The organism is Bacillus sp. RB3 (genome assembly GCF_030164735.1).
Taxonomy (GTDB): Bacteria; Bacillota; Bacilli; order Bacillales; family Bacillaceae_G; genus Bacillus_A; species Bacillus_A cereus.
This window is the reverse complement of record NZ_JASNGE010000003.1, coordinates 159319-180568: the sequence shown is the minus strand read 5'-3', so window position 1 is coordinate 180568 and position 21250 is coordinate 159319. Positions and strand designations below refer to the sequence as shown.

Genomic DNA, 21250 nt, shown 5'->3' with positions numbered 1-21250 from the left:
TCTTTTCTCGTATTTTCGTATTTTTTATGAAAAAAGGGCATTTTTTGTAAAAAAATAGATGTTTCCTAAGTAGAAATCTTATTTTAAGCCGTACGATAGTAAATGAAATTTATATCGGCGATTTTTCGAATATATCGACTGTAACTCGAAATATATCAGCGATTTTCCAAATATATCGACCGCAACTCTAATTATATCAGCGATTTTTTAAATATATCAACTTACCAACAAAAATCGACAATGACAGTCGCTATACAATAAGAGAAAGCTGTTCCAAAATGCCTTTTTGGAACAGCCCATTAAAAGTTTTTATAATTTACTTCCAAATGATTTTAATTCATTCATAAAATCATTGAACTGCGGTATATTCATTTGTTGCGCTGCATCAGATAAAGCTACAGCTGGATCTGGATGTACTTCAGCCATAATTGCGTCTGCACCAATTGCCATCGCTGCTTTTGCAGTTGGTAAAAGAAGGTCACGTCGCCCTGTTGAATGCGTTACATCGACAACGACAGGTAAATGTGTTTCTTTCTTTAAAATCGGCACAGCGGAAATATCAAGCGTATTACGCGTCGCTCTTTCATACGTGCGAATACCTCGTTCACATAAAATAATGTTCCCATTTCCCTTTGCCATAATATATTCTGCCGCATTAATGAATTCTTCAATCGTTGCTGATAGACCACGTTTTAATAATACTGGTTTATTTACAGCACCAGCTGCCCTTAGCAAATCAAAGTTTTGCATATTGCGAGCGCCAATTTGAATAACATCAACGTAATCTAATGACATCTCAATATCATTCGGATTTAAAATTTCACTAATAACAGCCAAATCATATTCATCTGCTACCTGGCGCAAAATTTGTAATCCCTCTAATCCAAGACCTTGAAAATCATACGGTGAAGTACGTGGTTTGAACGCACCACCACGCATTAATTTCAGACCTTGCTCTTTCATTGCTTCAGCAACTTGACGTACTTGTTCATAACTTTCCACTGCACACGGCCCCATAATAAAATGCTGATTTCCGTCACCAATTTTTTCACCATTAATTTCAACAATCGTATCTTCTGTTTTTTTCTTACGAGAAACAAGTAATGCTTTACGATGATCATCTTCTTGTAATTCTAAACCAGCTTGAAAAATTTGTTTGAAAATATGTTGTAAAGTCGAATTTTCAAATGGACCATTATTATTCTCTGCAATTAAATCCAGCATATTTCTTTCACGTACAGGATCAAAACGTTTCACACCTTGTACTTCTTTTAAATTACCAACTTCTTGTACGAGACGACCTCTTTCGTTTAGTAACTCTAATATTTGTAAATTAAGTTGATCAATTTCAGAACGTAAACGACCTAATTGTTGTGATGCCATAAGAAAGCCACCTCTTTCAAATTCCTATATGTTACTTTTTTAAGATAACTTATTATAGCTGATACATATACGATTGTCACACGATATACAGCAATGAATTACTATCAAAAAACGTTGTATATTTTCATTTAAAATAAAAAAAGACAGTTTACATACTGTCTTTTTTACAAGAAGGAAACAAACGGTTTATCACTGTTTTTCTCTTTTATAATCACAGCCTCGATTTTACTCTCGGACTTGATCTGTAATTGTACTTTCGCATCTTTAGGCAATTTGTCTAACATACCTTGCGCAGCTAATTGGGTAAGAGCCATTAATTCTGTTTTACCGTTATATTTAATAACAATATTCATATTTAATGTATCCATTTGATCTTTCTTATAAGAAACTTTAGCGTTGACTGGAATAAAATCTCCATTAGAAAAACCTTTTATTTCCTTAGCAAAGTTATTTATTTTTGTATTATCTTCTCCATGTGCTTGTGTAAATTCATCAGAAGGATATGAATACGACTTTTCATCAATTGTACTCCAATTTCCAAGGTTCGTATCATTCTTTTGAACAGTAGCACTAGCAATATACGTACCATTTTTTAAAGAACTAGTACTTTCTTGCTTAAAGATAGCAAACGTAATTGGAGATTTGTTATACTTATCATTTTTGTTAATAGCTTCAATAAGTTGTTTAGCAACTTCAGTCCCTTTAGACATAGCTTCTTCATTCGATACACTTGAAGACATAGCTAAACCTATCATAACACCAGATAAACTTAGTTCATTTGAATTCTGTTTTCCGAAATAGTCTTGTTCTATAATATTCGTCAAAACTGGCGCTTCTACTTTCGCAACTAGTTCATCAATTAGTTTCTCTGGAATATACTGGTTTAATTGCAGTACGTGACTCTCTGTATCAAATTGCTGCGTTGCAATATTTATTAAACCATTTTCATACTCTGCTAAATCTAATTTAGAATTTGTTTTTATATTAGCTGTATTAATAACCTTTTGTTCTTTTAAAGGAATAACAGTTCTATAATAATCTTTAGAAACAGCAGTTCTCGGAATCATACTTTTTTCTTTTGTATCTTTTTGTATAACTTCATCCTTCTTACTAATCGTATTACTATTGTTACTACAAGCTCCCAGTAATAAACTTACGACTGCGAAGGATAATGCCATTTTCTTCATTACTTAAAACCTACTTTCAACAATCTAGTTATTTAGTTTGAACTATTAATAGTGTACCACTAAATATATTTCAACAAAAACAAAAAAAAGAAGCAAGCACCTTTAGCTTGCTTCTTTTTACTTTATATTCTCTTCTAAAGCATCTTTTTTAATATTCCAATGAGATGTATTCCATACTACCATCCCATCTTTTATGTATAGCACTTGCGGTGATTCATGTCTAATACTGTATTGTTCTGCAACACGATTTGACACATCTCTCGCATCTTGTACGTATAAGTAATACGCTGGCACTTCTCTTTCTTCACTGCAATACGCTTGAAATTCTGTGTATGCACCGTGACTAATCGGGCATGTCGTACTATGTTTAAAAAGAACATACGGCTCATTCTTTTCTACTAAGACTTCAAGCTCTTCAATTGTTTCAAGTTTTGTCATATTCATCACGATTCACCTCTCATACGAAATCTAGAGCGCTTCTCTTTCTTTTCAGCTTTTTTCTCAATTCTTTCTAATTTACGCTCTTCTTTTTCAACCTTCTTCTCTTGTCTCGACGCACGGTAATGATTGTATACTTCAATCGCCGCACTGCTCCACTGTACAACTTGCGCTACTTTATCAGCGTTATTTTCAATTTCGTCCGTTACAGAGTCTGATACATTACGAAGCTTCGTATTTAAAGATTGGATTGTCGTTCCAATCCCATCTACACCCGCTACCACTTTATTTAATGACTGTGACTTCTGTTGAATATCATCAGCTAACGCATTCGTTTTATGTAATAATTGCTCTGTCTCTACGCTAATTCCTTGCATTTGCTTTTCTAAACCTTCTAACGTGCTTGCAACGTTTTCCAACGTCTTCTGAACCGATAACAACGTTCTGCATACATACACTACTAATACTGCGAAAGCAACCGCGATAATAGCCGCACTTACATATAAAAGAACTTGCATTTCATCACTTCCTTTATCTTTTTCATACTTTCCCCTATTATACAATCATTTTCCGTTTCATTCTAATCCCTATCTCATCATTAGAATTTTCATACTTATTCGTTAACTGTAACATAAATCATTCAACAAATTCCACTAAGTAGGTTACAATAGGAGAGGATACATAATTAGTAGGGAGGCTTTACATATGAAAGATCCACGTATTGAAAAGTTAGCATACAATTTAATTAACTACTCTATCCGCTTACAAAAAGGTGAAAAAGTATTAATTGAAAACTTTGGCTTACAAAAAGAACTTGTAACTGCACTTGTAAAAGAAGCATATGCAGCTGGTGGTTTCCCATTCGTCTCTTTAAAAGATCATCAAGTAGATCGCTCTTTATTAATGGGTGCTACTGAAGAACATTTCGAACAAATCGCTGCATATGAAGCAAGCGTAATGAAAGACATGGACGCTTATATCGGTCTTCGCTCTGGCGATAATATTAATGAACAAGCTGACGTTCCAAGTGAGCGTATGAAAGTTCATGGCCAAACAGTTGGTAAAAAAGTTCATAGAGATATTCGCGTTCCAAAAACACGTTGGGTTGTTCTTCGCTACCCAAATGCTTCTATGGCACAGCTTGCTAAAATGAGTACAGAAGCTTTCGAAGACTTCTACTTCGAAGTATGTAACTTAGACTACGGTAAAATGGATAAGGCGATGGACAGCCTTGTTACATTAATGAATAAAACAGATAAAGTTCGTTTAACTGGTCCTGGAACTGACTTAACATTCTCTATTAAAGACATTCCAGCAATTAAATGCTCAGGTCATTTAAACATTCCAGACGGTGAAGTATACTCTGCACCAGTTCGTGATTCTGTTAACGGTACAGTTTCTTACAACACACCATCTCCTTACAACGGTTATACATTTGAAAATGTACAACTTAAGTTTGAGAACGGTCAAATCGTTGAAGCAACTGCAAACGATACAGAGCGCATTAACAAAATCTTCGATACAGACGAAGGCGCACGCTACGTTGGTGAGTTCGCAATTGGCGTAAACCCATACATCTTACATCCAATGGGAGACATCCTATTCGATGAAAAAATCGATGGCAGCTTCCACTTCACTCCTGGACAAGCTTACGACGATGCATGGAACGGCAACAACTCGAACATCCACTGGGATTTAGTATGCATCCAACGCCCTGAATACGGCGGCGGCGAAATTTACTTCGACGACGTACTAATCCGTAAAGACGGACGCTTCGTTGTACCTGAACTAGAAGCTTTAAACCCAGAGAACTTAAAATAATAATAAAAACGCTCGGAATTTTCGCCGAGCGTTTTTATTTCTTCCCTACCATTTCTATTTTCACATGTGGATTTTCTTTCTCTATAAACGTCAAGAATTCATCCATATTTTGCGGCATCGCAACGATATGCACTTTATATGCATTCGTCGTAATTTCAAGAGACTTTCCGACCTGACGTATAATTCTCACATCTTTTAATACAATATCATCATTTAAAATACCGTACTTTAATACGCCATTTTCTACTTTATGTTTTTTAATAAATACTTCCCAAACGAGTGGTACATTTACAATGAAGCATAAAACCATCCCAATCAACGCTGACATCCAATGCGCTTTATTGGTGAAAAGCATGACAATTAGATATATAAACATAAACGCTAACGTAAGACAAACGAAAATGACTACTGACTTACTTCTTTGAATTGGAAAGTTCATACCTACACCCCCTAACCCAAATTATACCACTATTTCCATTTTGCTTCATAGAAAAAGGCCATTTCTAAATGACCTTTTACACAATGTACCTATAAAATTTCTTATCTACCTGTAGCACCGGAAAGTTTTTCGGCAACTCGTCTATACTCACACTTTCAAAACCATTCTTTTCATAAAAACGATGTGCCGCTAAAAATTTTACTGTTGTTCCCAAGTAAATATCTTTCAATTTTTTATCCTCAGCCCATGAAATTGCTGTTTGAAGCAACATATGTGATGCGCCCCATTCTTTTCCGCGAAACTCTTTCTTCACGAACATTTTTCTTAACGCTACTTGATGATTCTCAATATCTAATAAAGCTACTGTTCCAACTACTTTACCATCATAAATTGCTATCCAAAAGTTTCCGTAATCCTTTTGATAGAATGTTTCTATTTCAAGTAAATCAGGTTGCTCTTCTTTCGTAATTGAAACATTATACTCTTTTTGCTGAATATGAACGATAAGATCTACTACTTCCTCTTGAAACGTACTTTCATACGGAATAATGCGTATCTTCTCGTTCATCGAATCTCCTTCCACTCTGAAACTAGTAAACTATATACAGCGATATCGTGAAAATGATCATATAGCCATTCATCATCTCTTAAAATGCCATCTAACTTAAATCCTAAACGTTCTGGAATAGCGCGGCTTTTCACATTTTCAACACCGCATCTAATTTCCATTTTATTTAATTTTAAATTCTCAAATGCATAGTGAAGTACAGCCTTCACACTACGCGTCATAATACCTTTCCCGCCAGCATCTTCTGCAAGATAATACCCAAGACTCGTCGCTTTCTTCCCCCAGCTCACTGGATGAATACCTACCATCCCAACGAGCTTTCCTTTGTAACGTATGCCACTTTCAAAACCATCTCCCTCTGCAAATTTCTTTAACCACATCGGAAAAATCTCATCATAAGCATCAGCAGATTTCGTCCCATCTACCCAAGGGAGCCATTTTCGTAAATGATTACGGTTTTGATCTAATAATTGATATAATTCCTCTTTATGATGTTTTTCTAGTAATTGTAGTTCGATTTCGTCATCTACTCGGAGTGTGAACATGTTTTTTAGTCCCCCTTTTTAGTTTTCTTATTATTCTAACACTTATATTTCAAAACGCGTACCAATATATCAACGATTTTTGAAATATATCGAACACAACTCCATATATATAGACGTTTCAACATTAATGCATAACCACGACAACATAAAAAAGACGCACAGCTAAGCTATGCGTCTTTTCTATTACTTCTCTGCAACTTGAACTTCTTTTACGTAAGCTGCTTCGAATTTTTGGATGTCTCCTGCGCCCATGAAAATTAGAACGCCGTTTTTATGTTTCTTTAATACATCCGTTGTTGTATCTGTAATTAGTTCTGCACCGTCAATACGCTTTTGCAGATCTTCGATTGTTAATTCACCTTTGTTTTCGCGCGCTGATCCGAAAATATCACATAAGTATACTTGATCAGCTTTGCTTAGGCTTTCTGCGAACTCATCTAAGAACTTTTCTGTACGTGAGAATGTGTGTGGCTGGAATACAGCGACAATTTCACGCTCTGGATGTTTTTGACGAGCAGCTTCAATCGTTGCATTAATCTCTGTCGGATGGTGTGCATAGTCATCGATGATTACTTGCTCTCCCATCGGCTTTTCATTAAAACGACGTTTTACGCCTTCAAAAGTTGTTAATTGATGTTTTACTGCTTCTACATCAACATTTTCATAATGGCAAAGCGCGATTACTGCTAACGCATTTAATACGCTGTGATTGCCGTATCCTGTAATTTTGAACGTATCATAGTACGTGTTACGAACGAATACATCGAATATCGTGCCATCTGTTCTCTTTTGGATGTTGCGTGCTTGAAAATCATTATCTTCTCCAAATCCATAGAAAATAACAGGTACTTTCGCTTGAATTTTTTGAAGTTCTTCATCATCTCCACATGCAATAATGCCTTTTTTCACTTGCAATGCCATCTCTTGGAATGCACTGAATACATCATTGATGTCTGCAAAATAATCTGGATGATCAAAATCAATATTCGTCATAATTGCATAGTCTGGATTATAAGACAAGAAATGACGACGATACTCACAAGCTTCAAATACAAAATACTTACTATTTTCTACCCCATGCCCTGTTCCATCTCCAATAAGGTAAGATGTCGGGTGTGCACCTTGCATTACATGGGCTAACAAACCTGTTGTTGATGTTTTTCCGTGTGCACCAGTTACAGCAACACTTGTGTATTGGCTCATCAGGTCACCTAAGAAATGATGGTAACGATGGACTGGGATGTTTAATTCTTTTGCTGCTACGATTTCTTCATGCGTATCAGGAAATGCATTTCCTGCAATAATCACTTGTCCTTCTTCTACATTATTCTTATCAAAAGGAAGGATCGAGATACTACGCTTTTCCAACGCTGTTTGTGTAAAGAAACGCTTTTCATAATCAGACCCTTGAACAGTATGCTTCATATCATGAAGAATTTGCGCTAATGAACTCATTCCTGTTCCTTTAATTCCTACAAAATGGTAAACTGTCATCTTAAAGAACCTCCAACATTTCGAACTAATACAACGGCCTATCTATAAGACAGTATATGAATCTTTTCTTATTTTGGTAATCATCATACATTTTTGATGTAGTGAAGTTATTTTTTCCCTTCACTTATCAGGATAAACTCGTACGTACTTCTTTATATGTCCATAACAAGTCCATTATAGCAAAAAAGAAGCCGCTATACTATGATAACAGAAAAACTGATAGGGTCAATCACCTATCAGTTTTTCTCTCTTTTACATCTCTTCTCTTTTTTCTAATTGAACACGCTCTAAACGTGGGTTTGGACGATATTTACGACCAGCTTTTGCTTCTGGTTTCCCATTTAATTCTACATTATCACCAGTAAAGCCAATATTCATTTTTAATAAGCTACTTCCTACCCCGTATATGTCAACAGGTACGTTTTGAGCTTCAAATTCACGAATACGCTTCTCATCAAATCCACCAGTTACAACGATGTCTACATGCTGGAATCCTTCTTCATCAAGTGCTTTACGAAGTGCGAATACAAGCGATGGGTTTACACCACGTGGATCGAATGTTCCAAGTACTTCTGGGTGGCGAATGAAGTATTGATCAATCATCGTGCGGGACGTATCTACACGTACACCTTTTAATGTTGATCCAAATTCACGCGCTACGCGAAGTGCATCTGTAATGACATCATTGTTGTAATCAATTAATACAACTAATTCATCTTCTGGGAATTTCTTATGATATGCTTTTGCCGCTTCTACAACATCACCATTAAACATTTGAATTAATGCGTGAGGCATCGTCCCCATACCACTTTTGCCCCACCATTCATTCATCGCATGCGTCGCTTGTGCGCTCATACCTCCGATGTATGCTGCATAACCGTCACCAGCTTGTTGTGTATAATGATCGTCACGATCTCCCATGAAAATAACTGGTTTTTCTTTATCTACGCTACGCGCAGCTTGGACAACGTTATATACGTTTGTCGCAACCGATGTACGACGAGCTAAAATCCCATCAATGACACCTTCTAAAAATCCGAAATTTTCATAAGGACCATGAATTGTTAACACTGTTTCAAATGGACTAATTTTATCGCCATCTTTTAAAGAATTAATCTCAAGTTCCTCAGGATTTTTAGCGAATGTTTGTAGCAATGCAATTACTTCATCCGTTCCGCAAAGAACTGCATTTTCCTTTTGGAAAAATTGCATCGTTACAACACTTTTCGGGCGAAATTCTTCGATGATTTCTCTAGTCTTTAAAAAGTAAACGGCAGAGAACCACCCTTCTCCAACACGTTCGTCAAATTTAAATGTTTTATTTGTTAGTCTATTTATTTCACCTTTTAATTTTAATTCAATTTCTTTCATGTCGCTTTACTCCCTACTTTACTATCCAACATTTTCTCTTAGTATACAGCAAAACCGTTTACTATACATTCGTTTCCTGCATAGCGGCAAATTCATCCTCAGAAATAAGGACATCTCTCGGTTTCGTTCCTCTACCTTCAGAAATAATTCCTTGCGATTCCATCTCTTCAATGAGACGTGCCGCGCGATTATAACCGATGCGGAATTTTCGCTGTACAGAAGATGTGGACGCTCCCCCTTGTTCTACAACAAATTGACATGCATCAAGGAACAATTCGTCTTCCGACTCAGCTTGTTCTGTTTTCGCTAATAAATCCTCTTGCTTAAATAAATAATTCGGCTTCATTTGCTTTTTCACATGATCAACTGTTTTTTCAATCTCATCATCCGATACATATACACCTTGTACACGAACTGGCTTAGATGTACCGTTCCCTAAGAATAACATATCACCACGGCCAAGTAATTTCTCCGCGCCCCCAATATCAATAATCGTACGCGAATCAACTTGAGATGATACAGTAAACGCAATACGCGTTGGAATATTTGACTTAATTAAACCTGTAATAACATCTACAGATGGACGCTGCGTTGCTACTAATAAATGAATACCACAAGCACGTGCTTTTTGCGCAATACGACAAATCGCTTCCTCAACATCACCAGGTGCTACCATCATTAAATCGGCTAACTCGTCAATGACAATAACGATATAAGGTAATGTCTCTCCTGGAATTTCTCGCTCACTTACAATCGTATTGTAGCGAGTTAAATCACGAGCACCAGCATGCGCAAACAATTCATAACGGCGTTCCATTTCCTCAACTGCCCATTTTAATGCAGCTGTCGCTGCTTTTACATCCGTAATAACAGGTGCTACAAGATGTGGAACAGCATTGTATGGTGCAAGCTCAACCATCTTCGGATCAATTAACATTAACTTCACTTCATGTGGTTTCGCTTTATATAAAATACTCGTTAAAATCGCGTTAATACACACACTTTTACCTGAACCCGTTGCACCCGCAATAAGTCCGTGCGGCATTTTTCGAATATCCGTTACAATTGGATCCCCTGAAATATCAAGTCCAAGCGCAACAGTAAGCGGTGATTCACTCTTTGTGAATACAGGACTTCTTAAAATTTCGCGAAGAAATACTGGCTTACTTTCTTTATTTGGAACTTCAATTCCAATCGCACTCTTCCCTGGAATCGGTGCTTCAATACGAATATCTTTCGCAGCTAAGCTTAACTTAATATCATCACTTAAATTTGTAATTTTATTTACTTTCACACCTGGGTCTGGCTGCACCTCAAAACGAGTTACTGCTGGCCCTTGCGATACATTAATAACATGTGCTCCAACGTGAAAATTATTAAACGTTGTATCTAATAATTCTTTCTGCTCCTCTAACCATTCTGTATTATCTAACGCTGATTGCTGTGGAATCGACAACAGCGCTAATGGCGGAACAGTGTATGTCGGTGGTGTGTGCAATACATTTCGCATATCGTTCTCTCTTTGATTTACAACATATGCTTTCTCTTGTACTTCCGTACTTGAAATTGGCTTTTGTACTTGCTCTACCACTACTTGCTGTATTGGTTGTTCTTCCACTTGTGGCTCTGCTACTACTTGCTGCACTGGGTGCTCTTCCACTTGTGGTTCTGCTACTACTTGCTGCACTGGGCGTTCTTCCACTTGTGGTTCTGCTACCACCTGCTGCATTGGTTGCTCTTCCACTTGTGGTTCTGCTACCTCTTGCTGCACTGGGCGTTCTTCCACTTGTGGCTCTGCTACTACTTGCTGCATTGGTTGCTCTTCCACTTGTGGTTTTGCTACTACTTGCTGCACTGGGTGCTCTTCCACTTGTGGTTTTGCTACTACTTGCTGCACTGGGCGTTCTTCCACTTGTGGTTCTGTTACCTCTTGTTGCACTGGCTTATTCTCTACTCGTACATTAGCAGAAGGCTGCATTGCATTTGCTCTAGCTGCATGTCTTTCCATTAATCGTGTTCTATCTTGTTTCAACATAACAACATTAAATGGTACATGACGCTTTTTCTCACGTTTTGGTTCTTCTTTTTGTACAACTGGTTGCTCTTCTGCAACTGGCACTTCTTCTACAACTCGTTGCTCTTCTACGACCGGTGCTTCTTCTACAACTCGTTGCTCTTCTACGACCGGTGCTTCTTCTACAACTCGTTGCTCTTCTGCGACTGGTGTTTCCTCGGCAACTGGTTGTTCTTCTACGACTGGCGCTTCTTCTACAACTGATTGCTCTTCTACGACCGGTGCTTCTTCTACAACTTGTTGCTCTTCTGCGACTAGCGCTTCTTCTACAACTGGTTGTTCTTCTGCAATTAAAACATCCGCAAAGCTTTGAACATCTTTCTTCGTTTGTTCATCAGCCTCAGCAACATATATGAATTCACTCTTTTGTTCAATTGCTTCATCTTCTTGCTGAATTTCCTCAAGTGCTACAAATGTCTCTACTACAGGCGCGTTTATTTCTGCAATTACTTCAGCTTCTTCTGACTCTTCTGCTTCCGCAATTACTTCCACTTCTTCTGACTCTTCTACTTCCGCAATTACTTCCACTTCTTCTGACTCTTCTGCTTCCGCAATTACTTCTACTTCTTCTGACTCTTCTGCTTCCGCAATTACTTCTACTTCTTCTGACTCTTCTGTTTCTGTAATTACTTCCACTTCTTCTGACTCTTCTGTTTCTGTAATTACTTCCACTTCTTCTAGCTCTTCTGTTTCCGCAATTACTTCTACTTCTTCTAGCTCTTCTGTTTCTGTAATTACTTCTACTTCTTCTGACTCTTCTGCTTCCGCAATTACTTCAGCTTCTTCTGACTCTTCTGTTTCTGTAATTACTTCCACTTCTTCAGGTGCCTCTGTTTCCATAACTACTTCTTCAAACTCTTCCGTTTCTGCAATTACTTCTACTTTTGACACTTCTTCTGGTATTTCCACAATGATTGTTTCTTCAAGTTTTTCTTCTGCTTTGACAATCACTGATTCTTCTGGAGCTTGCTTTTCTACTTCAATAGTAGGTTGTTTTATTTCTGTATTACGTTTAATTTCTTCTGATAATATTGTATCCTCGTGCTCTACTTTAGAAGCTACTAATTCTTCTTGTAGATTGTTTTCGTTTAACACCACTACATCTTTTTCTAGCTTAGCACTTTCCATCTGCTCAGCTACTGTTTTATGAAGTAATTCATCCGCTGAAACTTCCTGCGGTGTACTCATTTCTTGAATCACTTCTTTTTCTTCTACTAAAGGCACTTGGCGTTCAATTTCATAACCGTTTTTCTCTAGCCATTGATCAACTACTGACTTTTCTTCCTTTTTATTCTCTTCATATTGTTGCTCTCCTTGCTGGTTAGCAGCTCTATGACTAGAAGAAGTTGGTGCTTGTCCTTCTGAGAAATCAGATAATGTATATCCTTTTTTCTCTAACCATGCATCAACGACTGATTTACCCTCTACAGATATTTCAAGGTCTTCTCTTTCTTTTACTTCCTCCTGCTTTTCTTCCTTTTTCTCTACTGAAGGACGATTATATCCATAAATTGGCGAAATCATTTCTGTTGGCCGAAATGGTCTACGGTTACTCTCTTGCGAAGGTGCAGATGCCTTTTTAACGACAGACTCCCGCACCGGTTCATATTGCACTTCCGGCTCTTCATATGTAGAAACTACCTTTTCCACATACGGTCGTCTGCTTCTTTCCACCTTTATTCCTCTTTGGGCAGTCGGTTCTTCATATGTTACTCCTTGAACAGGTTGTTCTTCGAAGCGATTTACTTCGCTTTCATCCTCTTCATCGAACCCATTATCCGGTACTAAAGGAAAACGGCATTTACCTGCATTCCTACTTGCCATTTGTGCTTCTCTTGCTTCAGTGTAGTGGTTTACACGAGGAATTTTCGGCTGACTTTCAATTTGCTTTGGTACTTCTTTATTCATCGCTGTTTGTTCTTCCTCTTTGTTAAACAGCTTTTTCATCCAATCTAACATGCTTACCACTCTTTCTACTAAATAGTAACATCCTTTATTGTATCAGCATTCGGCAAAAAGTGCAGGTAAAATTAAGCATGTCATATTTATCCACAATATTCTAATTTACGAGTGTTTCATATGAAAAAACGCAGCCTTTCATATAAGACTGCGCTTAAGCTTTACTCTTCTGATATGCATCTATGCTATCCGTTACACTTTGCAATAAAGAATTTACATATTGCGGGTCAGATAATTTTTTATCTTCTTCATGGTTTGACATAAACCCAAGTTCTAATAACACACCAGGAACCTTTGCCCAATTAAATCCAGAAAGATCATCCCGAAATTTAATTCCATTTACTTTTACTTGCTGGTTCTCCCTCATTTTATTTACAATCATTTGAGAGATTTGAAGACTTTCCGCATAAATCTCTTTCGTATACGGACTTCCTTCTGCCGGCGTCAATACAGCGAATCCACTTTGGTTTGGATTTTCAGAACCATCTGCATGAAGACGTAAAAATAAATTAGCCTTATGATTATTTGCGAATGTCGCCCTTTCTTTATTACTTATATCAACGTCTTGTGATGTTCTCGTCATTAATACTTGTATCCCTTTTGCTTCAAGCTTTTCTTTTAATAAAAAAGCCATTTCTAATACAAGTACAGCCTCTCTCTTTTTCGTCACAACACCTGTTGTACCGTCTGTCACTTTATATTTTTGTGTTGTTGCCCCTGGTCCAATCGGCTCTAAATTTAAATTCGCTTTTTGTTGATGCCCTGGATCAATAACGACGAGAAACTTCTCTTGTTTTTCATTACTCTCTATTTTTTGTTCATTATTTTGCACTGGTTGCTCAGTCGGCTGCACTGGCGTAGTTTCTTCTTTCTTTTCATCAGATGATACTTCCTCTTGCTTATGTTCTACTTGGTCATTCGTTTGAATTGCTTGCGATTCTTCGTTCTTTTCTTGTTCTTGCTTCTTTTCTACCGGTGCGTCTTCTTTGGTATCTTTGTTTTTCTCTTGTATAGAAGATGTAGTTTCTTTTTTCGGCTGCTCTTGTGAACAACCGGCCATATATATTCCAATGAATGCAATCATGCTCATTATTTTTATATACTTCATACTTCTCCCCCATCACTTTGCACCGGATTCAAAGTTTTTCTTATAATTGCCCTATAATCTCATCTATATTTCCAATATAAACTGGCTGCCATTTTTCTGTACCACGTTCTGCAGTATAAAGCGGATAAGCGGCATCATCTATATTTACGAAAACTGGATCGCCCATATCCGTTTCATATCCAATTGTAATCCATTCTTCTTTCCATTTTCCGTGTTCTTCACTTATTAATGAATTTTTATGTTTATCGTATCGGTAACCGATTTGTCCTTTTTCTAATTCACTTTCACTAAACAAATATATTTCATAAGTACCTAGCTCAACATCTTGCTGTTTTGAAGTTTCAATTCGTTTTAGAAGTTCTGCGATTTTTGGTTGCTGTTTCATACTTCTATCCCCTTCTACTTTTCTAAATTTTAACTAGATTGTTTATAAAATACAATATAGATTTTAAGAAAAAAGGTGACATCCTTATCATATTAACGATTTTTTAAATATATCTATCACAACTCTCAATATATCAACGATTTAACACGAAATTTCGATTTACCGACAAAGAATGACAAAAAAAGAGAGGCTGTCCAAAAGGACAACCTCTCTTTTCTTATATCAATTAAAATTTAAACTCTTGTCCAACTTCAAAGCTATCTTCTAATACAAGAATACCTTTTTCTTGTGGAGCATCTGGAAGCTCTAATTCACGTGCAGAGCAGATCATTCCAGAAGAAGGAACACCGCGAAGCTCAGCTGGCTTGATTAACATACCGCTTGGCATTACAGCGCCGATTTTTGCAACGACAACTTTTTGTCCTGCATCAACGTTTGGTGCACCACATACGATTTGTAATGTTTCTGTACCGATTTCTACTTTACAGATGTTTAACTTATCAGCATTTGGATGTTTTTCTTTTTCAGCTACATAGCCTACAACAAATTTCGGAGAAAGATCTGCTTCTACTGTTTCTTCAAAGCCATTCTTCGCTAAAATTTCGTTGATTTTCTCTACAAGCTCTTTGGTTAATGTAAGGTTGCCTGTTTCTTTTACTTCTAAGTAAGAAGATGCATTAAAGATGTTGAATCCTGCTGTCTCGTTGCTTTCACGATCGTATACGCGTGCAACATCTCCTTTGCGATCAAAAGTACGGTTCTCTAAAGTAATATCTTGTAAGGCAACAATTAAAGTGTCACCAATTCCTTCAAGGTTGTAAAAAACGTTCACTTCGTTCATCCTTTCTCTTTTCCATCTGTCTTCTTCCGATTTTTCGCTAAAATAAAGATTGGTTCAAATTCTCCATCTTCATATACGAATGAAAGTGATGTAATCGGAACATGCCCTTCGGCAAAAAATTTCATTGTCATTTGTGCAATAATATCATAACCGATTTCGTTGACGATATCAGCAATAATTAATACATCTTGGTGAGGAACAGCAACAACCATGTCACCAGAAATCTTTTCACGCATCGATTGTAGTAACGATTCGTTTAAAATACGAGTCGCGTCATACCCATCATTTGTGTTTAAAAAGTAGAATGTATTCCCCGCTACTGTGTCTTGTTTAAATTCATAACCTAATGAGCGTGCGTTGAATAATGCCATTTCACGCACTTGCTGTTCTGTAAGTTCTAATTTTTGTAATAGACGCTCGTCAATTAGTCGATACGTTTTATTCGAATCTAACGCATAGTAAATACGTGTTTCCGCCGTATGATCCGTCATAATAAACGGATTTCCTTCTTCTGCTTGTTTCGGGAAAGAAGTAGAGCGAATAACAGGTAAAATTTTCGCTCCGCTATTTTCTTCTTTATGCATCGCAATTAGCGCTTCTTGTACGTAATAAGCAACTTCTTCAATTGCCTTTTCTTTGTTCACTTCCCATTTTGCCACAACTCCTGGAAGCGATACGTTAATACCTTTTTTGGAGTCTTTTTGTTCAATACGTAAAACTTCTTTCTCACTATCATACTGAAAGTCCCATTCTGGGCGAGATAATTTCTTTATTAACTCATCTTTCATCTTTTTACTTGTCATCTTCATCTCTTTTTCCTCCCTTCCAAAAAAATAACCTCCCCCGCGAAGGTAGAGGTTGTTTTACAATTCAATTGGCAAATTGCCTTATTTTAAACCTTCAATGAACTCTTCGATTTGTTCTTGTGTTTTACGATCTTTGTTTACATAGCGACCAGTTTCTTCACCTTTATTGTACGCTACAAAGCTCGGAATGCCAAATACGTCTAATTTTACGCATAGATCAATAAACTCATCGCGATCTACATAGTAAAATGAGAAATCACTATATTTCTCTTCTACTTCTGGCATAAATGGGTCTACAAAGCGGCAGTCTGGGCACCATTCTGCTGAGAACATAAAGACTACATTCTCTTCATTTTTTAACTGTTGGAATTGCTCCATGCTTTCTAATGACTTCATCTATATTTCCTCCTCTAGCGGGTACATTTTTCATGTTATAATCTTTCTTTTATACTACCATACATCGCGCACGGTGCAAGGTTTATGCTTGCTTTTTGTCATACTTATATTGCCCAACTAACAACTTAACAACGTGTACAAATAATTCCGTACGGTCGACATAATCATCTGTAAAAATACCGATCGCACCTTCGTGACTACGAATATCTTTTCGCTGCACAAACTCTTCCATCACTTCGCTTAATTCCTTACCATCTTCAAGAGGTGCTAAAAAATCGTCTGGTAACGTAATACGCGCTCCTCCGGCCACAAATACTTTCCCATCACTTGTTGCTAGCGCGCCCCAGTTACACATAAATAAACCGTGCTCCGTTTTCATTACGCCGCCTTCTAGCCCAATCCCAATTGGAGCTTCTCCGTCCTCTAGCGCTCGCTTCGCTCTATTGATCGCTCCTTGCATCGTCTCTTCATCTGAGAAAGGCTGAGCTGATACTCCTGACGGAACAGAAAGAGATGTAATTTCAGCATCTTTCCAAACCTTCTCCACAGCGCCAACCTTCGTTTTATTCTTCGATCCAACTACTACTTTCATTTCGTTCACCTCTATAAAAATTCATCATTCTATTCTAATATCCGCTTCGGCACAAATTAAGTACCAACCACTACCACACACCATCAGGGAATTCCTTCTCCCCATAAAAGAAGGTCGCTTTCTACAATATTACTGGTCCTAAACACAAAAACAGGCTTCTTCTTTCTTCCTACCCGCGGTCTTAATACATCATTCGAGCACCCATTAGGCACTAACCGCCACCACTCATCGCTGGGTCATCTATTCAACCTAAAAAAAGAAGGGTTTTTCGCCCTTCTTCTCTACGCGTTATTCTTAATTGTCTCTAACGTCGTTTTATCTGTTGTTCTTACAAGCTTCGTAATTAATTCTTTCGCCGCTGCATAATCATCAACATGTAAAATTGAAGCATGTGTATGAACGTAGCGTGCACAAACACCAATTACTGCTGATGGGATACCAGAGTTACTTGTATGTACACGGCCCGCATCTGTACCACCTTGTGAAATAAAGTATTGGTACGGAATGTTGTTTGTTTCTGCTGTATCTAAAATGAATTCGCGTATTCCTCTATGTGTTACCATCGTGCGATCGTAAATACGAAGAAGAGCACCTTTTCCTAATTGACCGAACTGTGTTTTGTCACCAGATGCATCGTTTGCTGGACTTGCATCAAGCGCATAGAAAATGTCTGGTTGAATCATATTTGCAGCTGTTTGCGCTCCGCGGAGGCCTACTTCTTCTTGTACAGTAGCACCAGAATATAATGTATTTGGTAATGTTTCATCTTTTAATTCTTTTAACAATTCGATTGCAAGACCACATCCGTAACGGTTGTCCCAAGCTTTCGCCATAATTTTCTTCTCATTTGCCATCGGCGTGAATGGGCAAATCGGCACGATTTGTTGTCCTGGTTTTACACCAATTTCAATCGCATCTTCATAACTATCTGCACCTATATCAATTAACATATTTTTTATATCCATCGGTTTTGCACGTTGCGCGTCACTTAATAAATGAGGAGGAATAGAACCAACAACCCCAATAACAGGACCATTCTTCGTCATAACTTGTACACGCTGTGCTAATAAAACTTGGCTCCACCAGCCGCCTAACGTTTGAAAACGAAGCATTCCGTTTTTCGTAATTTGCGTAATCATGAAACCTACTTCATCCATATGACCTGCTACAAGAACACGCGGGCCAGTTTCGTCCCCTTTTTTCAGACCAAATACGCTACCTAAACCGTCTTGTACAATTTCATCCGCATATTTGCTTAATTCTTGTTTCATAAAACGGCGTACATCATGTTCAAAACCTGATGCACCTTGTAATTCTGTTAACGTACGAAATAATTGTAATGTCTCTTTATTCACGAAGTCCCCTTCTTTCAAACCTTAGTAGAATACCTCTTTTATTGTAACGAAATTTTCGAAATGTTTCTAGTTTCTTCTTTTTTGGCTGTATTTGCTTTATAATTATTATCGGTACACTATTTTTATTTTATAGAATTGAGGTGAATATATGAGCTGGAAAGGTTTAGTAGCAGGTCTTGGCGTTGGGTTCGCAGCTGGTTATCTCGTTGCAAACAAAGTACAAGAACAATCCCATATTTCTTCAGAAAAAGCATTGAAAATGGTGAAACAAGCATTAAGTCATAAAGGTGAAATTACTGGCTCTTGGGTACATATGGTTCCAGAGACATTTGAAAAATATGATGTCGCATATGAAGTTTATCGCGGCGGTCTTACAACAATGTTAAATGATATACAAGAACGATTTGAATTTTTAGTTGATGCTAAAACAGGTACTGTTTTAGAGGTTATAGCAGCATAAAAAGGAGGGTTCCCATTAGGTGAACCTCTTATTTTTTTGAAATTGCGGGTATTGATTAAAATTATATCAGCGATTTTCCGAATATATCGGCGCAACTCAATTTATATCAGCGATTTCCCAATTATATCGGCGCAACTCAATTTATATCAGCGTTTGTTTAAATATATCGACTTACCGACAAAACCCGACAATAAAAAAGAGGCTGCTCCAATAACTATGATGGAACAACCTCCTATTTTTATGCTTCTATACTCGTTTTCCGTTCTACTTTTTCTACGATATGCCCTTCCTCATTCCACTTCACAGCGCGATAATATGCGTCATGGTAAAACGTAAACCATGCCTCTTTTTCAGCACCATACTTCATCCACTTTTGCTTATTTTCAATCGAGGTCATCGGATAATCGTCGTATGCCATTACCCATAATACATTTTGATGTGCGTGCGTCGGTAATAGGTCTGCTAAATGAAGCAGCGTTTCCCCATGGCTTTCTAAAGCAATAACTGCATGTCCATCACTATGACCACCTGTATGCACCATTTTTATTTCATCTGTAATTTCTATTTCTTGCTGGAACGTAACAACTTGATCTACAATCGGCTCCCAATTTTCCTTCCAATATGTATTACGGGATCTAATATTTGGGTTCCTCATTTCATTCCACTCTGTTTCATTTACGTAAACTTTCGCGTTCGGAAACGCTGGTACAAGGTGATCACCTTCCCATTTTGTTAAACCAGATGCATGATCAAAATGAAGGTGCGTCATTAAAACATAGTGAATATCTTCTGGCTTTAATCCTAGTTTTTCTAATGATTCATAAACCGATGATTCTTCTGTTACACCTTGATTCCGCTTCATCTTCTCATTCAATTTACCGTTTCCTATTCCGGAATCAATGAGCATATTTCCGTCTTTCGTTTGCAAAAGTAACGGATCTGTTCGTAAATAAATATGATTTGTATCATTATGTTTATACTTACGTGACCAAAGTACTTTCGGCACAACACCAAACATCGCTCCCCCGTCTAAATGTGTATTCCCGCCTTTTAACCACGTTACTTTTATATCTCCAATTTGTAACTGTTCCATTACACATCCCCCTTTCAATTAATCTTAACATAAAATTCTGATTATTTTAGATGTAAAAAAACCTATGCATTACTGCATAGGCTCTGTACGATATTTTGCTTCAACTCGGTAAATACGATGACCTTTACTAGAGAATTTCTCTTCGTATTCAGTCATGATGTTACCTTCAAAGTCGCTGTTATGAAGATCTAAGCTTAAGTACGTTAGTAACATACCATACTCAGCCATACTCATAAGAGAATATTCAAATAGACCTTGGTTATCTGTTTTGAAATGAATTTCTCCGCCTTCTACTAACACTTCTTCGTAATTACGTAAAAATGTTTTATACGTTAAACGACGCTTCGTATGACGTTTCTTTGGCCATGGATCTGAGAAGTTTAAATAAACGCGATCAATTTCACCTGTCGCAAAGAAAACTGTTAAATCTTCAGCATCTTTATTAATTAACTTTAAGTTTGGTAATTCTTCTTCAATTAATTTATCAAGTGCATCTACAACAACACTTGTGAATTTTTCAATTCCAATATAATTAATATGTGGATTCGCTTTTGCCATATCATACATGAAGCGGCCACGACCTGTACCTACTTCAATGTGAATTGGTTGTTCGTTTCCAAATACTTCTTTCCAGCTACCAGCGCGCTCCTCTGGGTTTCCGATTACGATATGTGAATATTCATTAATTCGATCCATTGCATACGGTTTGTGTCTTAAACGCATAGATGTTTCCCTCTCTTTACATAGCTATTTTAAAGGAATAATTCCTTCTTTCTTTTTTAATCAATCTACCAAACAAAAAACCAAGTACGTACGAGCACTCGGTCCGTTTCTTTCAAGTATAAGATGTACCATTTTGATAAAAACTACATACAGCATTAAACATTCCATGACGAAACAGCTTTTTCTCTTACATTTGAAGAGAAAAACAATCG

21 protein-coding genes are annotated in these 21250 nt (G+C 37.2%); 2 read left to right on the top strand and 19 right to left on the bottom strand.

From position 1 onward, the window contains the following. Positions 1-309: 309 nt before the first annotated feature. The 4 genes from QO049_RS06310 to QO049_RS06295 form a co-directional block, all read right to left on the bottom strand. Entirely contained in the window at positions 310-1383 is a 1074-nt protein-coding gene (locus QO049_RS06310; protein WP_284489213.1) for a bifunctional 3-deoxy-7-phosphoheptulonate synthase/chorismate mutase, read from the bottom strand. Between the two features lie 164 nt (positions 1384-1547). Next, positions 1548-2570 (bottom strand): CamS family sex pheromone protein, encoded by a 1023-nt coding sequence (locus QO049_RS06305; RefSeq protein ID WP_000738025.1) that lies wholly within the window; start codon positions 2568-2570, stop codon positions 1548-1550. A gap of 117 nt (positions 2571-2687) precedes the next feature. Continuing rightward, on the bottom strand, positions 2688-3014 hold the full coding sequence (gene ytxJ, locus QO049_RS06300; RefSeq protein WP_001057469.1) for a bacillithiol system redox-active protein YtxJ: 327 nt from the start codon (positions 3012-3014) through the stop codon (positions 2688-2690). Continuing rightward, positions 3014-3526: a DUF948 domain-containing protein gene (locus QO049_RS06295; protein WP_001197720.1), complete on the bottom strand. Its 513-nt coding sequence runs from the start codon at positions 3524-3526 to the stop codon at positions 3014-3016. Before QO049_RS06295 ends, ytxJ begins: the two co-directional genes overlap by 1 nt. A gap of 187 nt (positions 3527-3713) precedes the next feature. Between QO049_RS06295 and QO049_RS06290 the strand changes: the two genes are divergently transcribed. Next, on the top strand, positions 3714-4829 hold the full coding sequence (locus tag QO049_RS06290; RefSeq protein WP_000654731.1) for an aminopeptidase: 1116 nt from the start codon (positions 3714-3716) through the stop codon (positions 4827-4829). A 34-nt stretch (positions 4830-4863) separates the two neighbouring features. Here QO049_RS06290 and QO049_RS06285 read toward each other — a convergent pair whose 3' ends face one another. The 13 genes from QO049_RS06285 to QO049_RS06225 all read right to left on the bottom strand — a co-directional run bounded on the left by QO049_RS06285 (position 4864) and on the right by QO049_RS06225 (position 18762). Next, positions 4864-5268, bottom strand: coding sequence for a PH domain-containing protein (locus QO049_RS06285; protein WP_284489212.1), 405 nt, complete (start codon positions 5266-5268; stop codon positions 4864-4866). Positions 5269-5344: 76 nt separating this feature from the next. Then, positions 5345-5836 (bottom strand): GNAT family N-acetyltransferase, encoded by a 492-nt coding sequence (locus tag QO049_RS06280; protein ID WP_001003149.1) that lies wholly within the window; start codon positions 5834-5836, stop codon positions 5345-5347. Further along, positions 5833-6381 carry a GNAT family N-acetyltransferase gene (locus tag QO049_RS06275; RefSeq protein ID WP_284489211.1) on the bottom strand — a complete coding sequence of 183 codons (549 nt, stop codon included), beginning with the start codon at positions 6379-6381 and terminating at the stop codon, positions 5833-5835. The genes QO049_RS06280 and QO049_RS06275 overlap by 4 nt, the downstream gene beginning before the upstream one ends. Positions 6382-6564: 183 nt before the next feature. Continuing rightward, positions 6565-7875 carry a UDP-N-acetylmuramate--L-alanine ligase gene (gene murC, locus QO049_RS06270; protein WP_000219468.1) on the bottom strand — a complete coding sequence of 437 codons (1311 nt, stop codon included), beginning with the start codon at positions 7873-7875 and terminating at the stop codon, positions 6565-6567. Positions 7876-8127: 252 nt separating this feature from the next. Beyond that, positions 8128-9246 carry a nicotinate phosphoribosyltransferase gene (locus tag QO049_RS06265; protein ID WP_000658370.1) on the bottom strand — a complete coding sequence of 373 codons (1119 nt, stop codon included), beginning with the start codon at positions 9244-9246 and terminating at the stop codon, positions 8128-8130. 61 nt (positions 9247-9307) lie between these two features. Continuing rightward, entirely contained in the window at positions 9308-13279 is a 3972-nt protein-coding gene (locus QO049_RS06260) for a DNA translocase FtsK (RefSeq protein WP_284489210.1), read from the bottom strand. 154 nt (positions 13280-13433) lie between these two features. Continuing rightward, a complete protein-coding gene (locus tag QO049_RS06255) occupies positions 13434-14387 on the bottom strand; it encodes an N-acetylmuramoyl-L-alanine amidase (protein WP_000874039.1) in 954 nt (317 codons plus the stop codon). Positions 14388-14427: 40 nt separating this feature from the next. Continuing rightward, positions 14428-14772, bottom strand: coding sequence for a hypothetical protein (locus QO049_RS06250; protein ID WP_000813342.1), 345 nt, complete (start codon positions 14770-14772; stop codon positions 14428-14430). Positions 14773-14998: 226 nt separating this feature from the next. Then, on the bottom strand, positions 14999-15613 hold the full coding sequence (gene ytpR / locus QO049_RS06245) for a YtpR family tRNA-binding protein (RefSeq protein ID WP_001006761.1): 615 nt from the start codon (positions 15611-15613) through the stop codon (positions 14999-15001). After that, positions 15610-16422 carry a DUF1444 domain-containing protein gene (locus QO049_RS06240; protein WP_000784588.1) on the bottom strand — a complete coding sequence of 271 codons (813 nt, stop codon included), beginning with the start codon at positions 16420-16422 and terminating at the stop codon, positions 15610-15612. Before QO049_RS06240 ends, ytpR begins: the two co-directional genes overlap by 4 nt. Before the next feature lie 78 nt (positions 16423-16500). Next, positions 16501-16815 (bottom strand): thioredoxin family protein, encoded by a 315-nt coding sequence (locus QO049_RS06235; protein WP_000838193.1) that lies wholly within the window; start codon positions 16813-16815, stop codon positions 16501-16503. A gap of 82 nt (positions 16816-16897) precedes the next feature. Further along, complete coding sequence (locus QO049_RS06230; protein WP_000869937.1) at positions 16898-17407, bottom strand: DUF84 family protein; 510 nt, start codon at positions 17405-17407, stop codon at positions 16898-16900. A 281-nt stretch (positions 17408-17688) separates the two neighbouring features. Beyond that, a complete protein-coding gene (locus QO049_RS06225) occupies positions 17689-18762 on the bottom strand; it encodes a M42 family metallopeptidase (RefSeq protein WP_001031507.1) in 1074 nt (357 codons plus the stop codon). 148 nt (positions 18763-18910) lie between these two features. Between QO049_RS06225 and QO049_RS06220 the strand changes: the two genes are divergently transcribed. Next, positions 18911-19222: a PepSY domain-containing protein gene (locus QO049_RS06220; protein WP_000118543.1), complete on the top strand. Its 312-nt coding sequence runs from the start codon at positions 18911-18913 to the stop codon at positions 19220-19222. A gap of 238 nt (positions 19223-19460) precedes the next feature. On the opposite strand, the gene QO049_RS06215 is transcribed toward QO049_RS06220, so the two are convergent. Further along, positions 19461-20315, bottom strand: coding sequence for a YtnP family quorum-quenching lactonase (locus QO049_RS06215; RefSeq protein WP_284489209.1), 855 nt, complete (start codon positions 20313-20315; stop codon positions 19461-19463). 69 nt (positions 20316-20384) lie between these two features. Further along, a complete protein-coding gene (gene trmB / locus QO049_RS06210; RefSeq protein WP_284489208.1) occupies positions 20385-21038 on the bottom strand; it encodes a tRNA (guanosine(46)-N7)-methyltransferase TrmB in 654 nt (217 codons plus the stop codon). Positions 21039-21250: the final 212 nt, after the last annotated feature.

Excerpts from the sequence above, each read along its gene's own strand:
- QO049_RS06310 (WP_284489213.1), bottom strand. The coding sequence starts at position 1,383 with ATGGCATCACAACAATTAGGTCGTTTACGTTCTGAAATTGATCAACTT.
- QO049_RS06305 (WP_000738025.1), bottom strand. The coding sequence starts at position 2,570 with ATGAAGAAAATGGCATTATCCTTCGCAGTCGTAAGTTTATTACTGGGA.
- ytxJ (WP_001057469.1), bottom strand. The coding sequence starts at position 3,014 with ATGAATATGACAAAACTTGAAACAATTGAAGAGCTTGAAGTCTTAGTA.
- QO049_RS06295 (WP_001197720.1), bottom strand. The coding sequence starts at position 3,526 with ATGCAAGTTCTTTTATATGTAAGTGCGGCTATTATCGCGGTTGCTTTC.
- QO049_RS06290 (WP_000654731.1), top strand. The coding sequence starts at position 3,714 with ATGAAAGATCCACGTATTGAAAAGTTAGCATACAATTTAATTAACTAC.
- QO049_RS06285 (WP_284489212.1), bottom strand. The coding sequence starts at position 5,268 with ATGAACTTTCCAATTCAAAGAAGTAAGTCAGTAGTCATTTTCGTTTGT.
- QO049_RS06280 (WP_001003149.1), bottom strand. The coding sequence starts at position 5,836 with ATGAACGAGAAGATACGCATTATTCCGTATGAAAGTACGTTTCAAGAG.
- QO049_RS06275 (WP_284489211.1), bottom strand. The coding sequence starts at position 6,381 with ATGTTCACACTCCGAGTAGATGACGAAATCGAACTACAATTACTAGAA.
- murC (WP_000219468.1), bottom strand. The coding sequence starts at position 7,875 with ATGACAGTTTACCATTTTGTAGGAATTAAAGGAACAGGAATGAGTTCA.
- QO049_RS06265 (WP_000658370.1), bottom strand. The coding sequence starts at position 9,246 with ATGAAAGAAATTGAATTAAAATTAAAAGGTGAAATAAATAGACTAACA.
- QO049_RS06260 (WP_284489210.1), bottom strand. The coding sequence starts at position 13,279 with ATGTTAGATTGGATGAAAAAGCTGTTTAACAAAGAGGAAGAACAAACA.
- QO049_RS06255 (WP_000874039.1), bottom strand. The coding sequence starts at position 14,387 with ATGAAGTATATAAAAATAATGAGCATGATTGCATTCATTGGAATATAT.
- QO049_RS06250 (WP_000813342.1), bottom strand. The coding sequence starts at position 14,772 with ATGAAACAGCAACCAAAAATCGCAGAACTTCTAAAACGAATTGAAACT.
- ytpR (WP_001006761.1), bottom strand. The coding sequence starts at position 15,613 with ATGAACGAAGTGAACGTTTTTTACAACCTTGAAGGAATTGGTGACACT.
- QO049_RS06240 (WP_000784588.1), bottom strand. The coding sequence starts at position 16,422 with ATGAAGATGACAAGTAAAAAGATGAAAGATGAGTTAATAAAGAAATTA.
- QO049_RS06235 (WP_000838193.1), bottom strand. The coding sequence starts at position 16,815 with ATGAAGTCATTAGAAAGCATGGAGCAATTCCAACAGTTAAAAAATGAA.
- QO049_RS06230 (WP_000869937.1), bottom strand. The coding sequence starts at position 17,407 with ATGAAAGTAGTAGTTGGATCGAAGAATAAAACGAAGGTTGGCGCTGTG.
- QO049_RS06220 (WP_000118543.1), top strand. The coding sequence starts at position 18,911 with ATGAGCTGGAAAGGTTTAGTAGCAGGTCTTGGCGTTGGGTTCGCAGCT.
- QO049_RS06215 (WP_284489209.1), bottom strand. The coding sequence starts at position 20,315 with ATGGAACAGTTACAAATTGGAGATATAAAAGTAACGTGGTTAAAAGGC.
- trmB (WP_284489208.1), bottom strand. The coding sequence starts at position 21,038 with ATGCGTTTAAGACACAAACCGTATGCAATGGATCGAATTAATGAATAT.